The sequence below is a fragment of the Corallococcus sp. 4LFB genome, assembly GCF_046520365.1.
GTDB lineage: Bacteria > Myxococcota > Myxococcia > Myxococcales > Myxococcaceae > Corallococcus > Corallococcus caeni.
The window spans coordinates 1-4,889 of the sequence record NZ_JBKGHJ010000564.1 but is presented as its reverse complement, the minus strand read 5'-3'; the positions used below and the strand labels follow the sequence as shown (position 1 = coordinate 4,889).

At 71.4% G+C, this 4,889-nt stretch carries 5 protein-coding genes; 3 read left to right on the top strand and 2 right to left on the bottom strand.

Features of this window, described 5'->3' with window-relative positions; genetic code table 11:
- Nucleotides 1–106 precede the first annotated feature (106 nt).
- Nucleotides 107–1,456 carry a tetratricopeptide repeat protein gene (locus tag ACLEQD_RS36890; RefSeq protein WP_410390578.1) on the bottom strand — a complete coding sequence of 450 codons (1,350 nt, stop codon included), beginning with the start codon at nt 1,454–1,456 and terminating at the stop codon, nt 107–109.
- Between the two features lie 37 nt (nt 1,457–1,493).
- Nucleotides 1,494–2,294, bottom strand: coding sequence for a lysophospholipid acyltransferase family protein (locus tag ACLEQD_RS36885; protein WP_410390577.1), 801 nt, complete (start codon nt 2,292–2,294; stop codon nt 1,494–1,496).
- Nucleotides 2,295–2,505: 211 nt separating this feature from the next.
- Here ACLEQD_RS36885 and ACLEQD_RS36880 point away from each other — a divergent pair, with 211 nt between their 5' ends.
- The 3 genes from ACLEQD_RS36880 to ACLEQD_RS36870 form a co-directional block, all read left to right on the top strand.
- Complete coding sequence (locus ACLEQD_RS36880) at nt 2,506–3,120, top strand: deoxynucleoside kinase (protein WP_410390576.1); 615 nt, start codon at nt 2,506–2,508, stop codon at nt 3,118–3,120.
- Nucleotides 3,117–4,292: a DUF2314 domain-containing protein gene (locus ACLEQD_RS36875; RefSeq protein ID WP_410390575.1), complete on the top strand. Its 1,176-nt coding sequence runs from the start codon at nt 3,117–3,119 to the stop codon at nt 4,290–4,292. Before ACLEQD_RS36880 ends, ACLEQD_RS36875 begins: the two co-directional genes overlap by 4 nt.
- A 66-nt stretch (nt 4,293–4,358) precedes the next feature.
- Nucleotides 4,359–4,889, top strand: a 531-nt coding sequence (locus tag ACLEQD_RS36870; protein ID WP_410390574.1) for an FHA domain-containing protein, incomplete at its 3' end; no start/stop codon positions are given.

Below are 4,889 nucleotides of genomic sequence, written 5' to 3'. Positions count from 1 at the left end.
GGGTGCCGGGATTGGACGGCGTCCGGGGCTGCGGGGGGCTGGGAGGGGCGGGTTTGCGCGCGTCGCTCATCGGAGGCGGAGTGTAGAGGGCGCGGTGCGCCGGTGGCTACTGGCCCTTGAGCACCTGCAGGGCCTTGCTGGCCACCGCGTTGTCGGGCTGGGTCTCCAGCACCTTGCCCAGCCAGCGCTCCGCTTCGCTCGCGGCCCTCTGGCGCTCCTCGGGGCGGCGGGCCTTCTGGGCTTCCTCGGTGTAGAGCAGGCCCAGGCGCAGGGCGAACTCGGTGTTCTCCGGGTCCTTGTCCGCCACGTACCTGAGCTCGCGCTGCGCGGCCGTGTAGTCCCCCTCCAGCTGGTACACGAGTGACAGCTTTCCCCGCGCGGGCGCCGAGTCCGGCGTCAGCGTCACCGCCACCTGGAAGGCCTCCTTCGCGGTGGCCAGGTCGCGGGACTCCAGGCGCAGGTCGCCCAGGCGGAACCAGGCCAGCTCCAGCAGCGGGTTGAGCGCCACGGCCTTCTCGAAGGCAGTGCGCGCCGCGTCCGCGCGCTGGCGCGACAGGTACAGCTCCCCCAGGTAGAGCTGGTTCTTGCCGTCCTGGGGGGCGCGCTCGATGGCCTGCTTGAACTCGTCCACGGCGCGGCCGGCGTCATCCAGCCGCTGGTAGGCCAGCCCCAGCAGGGCGTGCACCACGGCCAGGTCCGGGTAGTCGTGGAGGATCTCCTCGAAGGCGATGAGGGCGTGCTGGGGCGCGTCCAGTTCGTGCAGGTAGCGCATGCCCTCCTCGAGCTTCGCCTCCGCCGCCTTGGGGAAGCCCTGGAACGGATCCGCCAGCTGGTTCATCAGCGCCCGCGCGGTGGCGACCTCCGACGGCGTGGGGTTGCCCTTCACGACGGTGCCCAGGGCCTCCACGGCGCCCGCCGCGTCACCCGTGCGGGCCAGGGCCTTGGCCAGGGGCAGCTTCCAGCCCGCGCGCTCCGGGGCCAGCTCCACGGCCTTGCGCAGCGGGCCCAGCGCGGCGGCGTACTGCTCCGACTCCAGGCGGGCGACGCCCAGGCGGTAGTGGAACTCCGCGGTGGTGGGGGACAGCGTGATGGCGCGCTCGAAGGCGGCCACGGTGGGGGCGCCCGCGTCCCGGGCCCGGGAGAAGAGGGTCAGGCCCAGCATGTACTGGTCCACCGCGCGCTCGTTCTTCGCGATGGCCTGGCGCAGCTCCTCCGCCCAGGCGTCCGCGCGGCCCGCCTTCACCTGGGCCTCGGTGAGGGCGCGGGCCACGTCCACGTCGTCCGGCGTGCGCGCGTGCAGTTCGCGCAGCAGCTTCAAAGCCTCCTCGGGCTGGTTCCCGTCCAGGTACGCGCGGGCCTGGGCCTGGGGCGACAGCGCGGGGGACTGGGCCTGGCCGTGGCCGCAGCCGGTGGCGAGCAGCCCGAGTCCCAGGAGGGCGGCGGGCCAGCGGAGCATGCGGAGGCGGTTCGAGGGCGTCAGGGGCACGGGGAGCTCAGGAGGCCTTGGAGTTGAGGACGGAGGGGCGCTGGGCGACGCCCTCCTGATTCGGCGCGGCGACGGCCGTGTCCGGGTCACCGCCCTTGCCACCCAGGGAGAGGCTGTCGGCGATGATCTGCGCTCGCACGGCGCGAGCCAGGCCCTCGCGGTCGTTGTCCGCGAAGCCGGTGGTGTCGATGGGGCGGCCGATCTTCACGCGCACCGGGCCCGGCGTGATGTTCCACGAGTTCTTGGGCATCACGTCGTCGGTGCCCTCGATGGTGACGGGGCAGATGGGCACGCGGGCCTTGAGCGCGAGCGCGAAGGGGCCCTTCTTGAAGGGCAGGATGCTGCCGTCCTTGGAGCGGGTGCCTTCCGGGTACAGGAAGATGCTGGTGCCCGCGCGGATCTTCCGGGCGGCCTTCTCCAGGGACGCGATGGCGGACGAGCGGTCTCCGCGGTTGATGAAGATGTGGCCCGCGATCCAGAGATACCAGCCGATGAACGGCACGAGGCGCAGCTGCGACTTGGCGACGAAACGGAAGTCCACCGGCACGGCGAGGAAGTGGGCCGGGATGTCGAGCGTGGACAGGTGGTTGCCGACGTAGATGGTGGGCCGCTTCGGGTCCACGTTCTCCCCGCCAATGACCTCCAGCTTCGCGCCCCCCGCCCACAGGAGCACGGGCGACCAGAGCCTCCGGGCGACCCCGACCGAGCGCGACGGGTTGAGCGTCACGAGCATCGCGAGGCAGGCGAGGGGGAAGCAGACCGCGGACCACACCGTGACCACCAGGATGCACCACAGCTTGCGCAGCATGCGTCGCCTTTCCTCCTACCGGGGGGCCTGAGCGCCGGACGGGCCCCGGGGGTGCCGCTCACCGGTCGGGCAGCCAGACGGCGCGGCGCGGGCGCCGGCACGGGCTCCTGGACGTGCGGAACGGGACGGGGGCATGCACTTTATCTACCATGGCTCCCCTCGCCATTGTTTCTGGTGAATGCCGCTCGCTGGGGTTACAAGCAAGGGTGGCGTGGCCAGGAAAAAGTTCATCGCCATCGCGGGCAACATCGGGGCCGGAAAGACGGAGCTCACGTCCTTCCTGTGCCGGAAGTACGGCCTCACGCCGTCCTTCGAGCCCAATGACCAGAACCCCTACCTCGCGGACTTCTACAAGGACATGAAGACGTGGGCGTTCCGCTCGCAGCTCTTCTTCCTGACCCACAAGTTCCGCCTGCACCGGGAACTGGAGCGGACGCCAGGCACCGTGCTCCAGGACCGGACGCTCTACGAGGACGCGGAAATCTTCGCCAAGAACCTCCACCGCCAGCGGCTCATCGACAAGCGCGACTGGTCCACGTACTGGGAGCTGTACCAGACCATCTCCCAGTCGCTCCGGCCGCCCGACCTGATGATCTACCTGCGCTGCCCGGTGGTCACCCTGAAGGAGCGCATCCGCCTGCGCGGGCGCGCCATGGAGAAGGACATCCCGACCGCGTACCTCAAGCGCCTCAACGCCCTCTACGAGGAGTGGTTCGGGGCCTACTCGCTGTCGCCGGTGCTGGTGCTGGGGACGGACAAGCTGGACTACCTCACCAACCTGGTGGACCGCGTGGACCTCTTCCGGCAAATCGAGAAGCACCTGTGAAGGAGGTCTACGTCCTGGCCACCGAGCAGCCCGTGCCGCCGTCCCTGGAGTCGCTGCGCGCGGCGTTCGCCACGGACGAGGTGGAGTTCGTCCCGCACGAGGGAGACTGGGGCTTCTCCGTGCGGGCGGACGGGTCGGAGGTGAAGGTGGTGCTCAAGCCCCTGAGCGACGGCCGGCCGCGCGTCAGCCAGGAGCTGTTCAGCGGCAGCCCGGAGGCCTTCGCGCGCGTGGAGAAGGCGCAGGCCTGCTATGCGTTCCTGCTGGAGCCGGGCGGCGCGCAGCCCACGCTGCCCGTCTTCGAGGCGCTGTGGACCGTGCGCACGCTGATGGAGCAGGCGCCGGGCGTGCTCGTGGACCTGACGGCGTTCAAGCTGCACGAGCCCGAGGACGTCGTCGAAATCACGGAGCTGGACTTCGACATCCGGGACCACGTGCACCTGCACGCCATCGAGCTGGCGGAGGGGGACACGCCGCTGTGGGTGCACTCGCACGGGATGGAGAAGTTCGGCGCGCGCGACGTGGAGATCTTCCACCTGGGCGAGGGCGACCTGCTGGCCGCGGAGAGCTTCCTCCACGAGCTGTGCACGGACCTGGCGTTCGCGCAGGGGCCGGCCTTGCGCGCGGAGGTGTCCACCAGCGAGGGCCAGAGCTTCACCCTGGTGCCCTCCGAGGAGGCCCGCGCGAACCTGCTGGGCGTGCCGCTGGACGCCTTCGAGGGCCACGAGGGGCTGTTCCTCACGGTGGTGTCGCCGCTGGGCCGGCACAACACGGCGGAGCTGCTGGCCACGTACCGGGAGCGCTTCGCCAAGGAGCCGGCCGAGCAGACCCAGGCCATGCACGAGGAGGCGCAGGCGCTGCTGCCCGCGTTCCTGGCGCGCTTCCAGCGCAAGGGGTTGATGGAGCCCCTGACGTTCCTGGTGCGGGCCCCCTTCGAGACGCACCCGGAGGGCGAGGTGGTGGTGGAGAACCTGTGGCTGGAGGCGGTGGCCCGGGACGAGGGCTCCGTCGTGGGCCGGCTGGTGGATGGCGCGGTGCACACCACGGAGTGGCGCAAGGGGGCCCACGTGGAGGTGGAGGAGAAGCAGATCAACGCCCTGGCCATTGCCCGGGAGGGCCGCGCGCTCAACGAGTCCGAGCTGCGCAGTCTCCTGACCGCCGAACGCCCGATGTAGCGCCGCGCGTCCAACCCGACGCGTCTTGCCGGCGCCCCGAGGAGCGCTGCTAGGCTCCGCGTCCGAATGCCGGCACTCCTGCTGCTCACGGGCCCGTCCGCGGGGCGCCGGTACGAGGTCGTCTCCCAGCTGACCCTCGGGCGCAGTCCCTCCTGCGACATCCCGCTGGAAGACGACCAGGTGTCGCGGCGCCACGCGCAGCTGTTCCTGGACACCGTCGCGGGACAGGTGCGGCTGCGCGACCTGGGCTCCACCAACGGCACGCTGCTCAACGGGCAGCGGCTGGCGCTCCAGGAAGAGGCGGTGCTGCGGCCGGGGGACCGGATGCGCGTGGGCGCCACCATCGCGGTGTACGAACCGCCGCCGGTGTCCATCGTCGACGAGCCCTCCGGCGCGCCCGCCTCTGAGCCGCAGCACGTGCCCATCGAGGAGGTGCTGCCGCACGTGGGCGCGGCCGCGGCGATGTACTCGGCGGGGACGGCGCTCCTGGGCGCCACCAGCGAGGCGATGGTGCTGCGGCGGCTGGCCGAGGAGACGGCGCACGCGCTCAACGCGGACCGGGCCGCGGCGCGTGTTGAGCGGGCCGGAGGGGCTTCG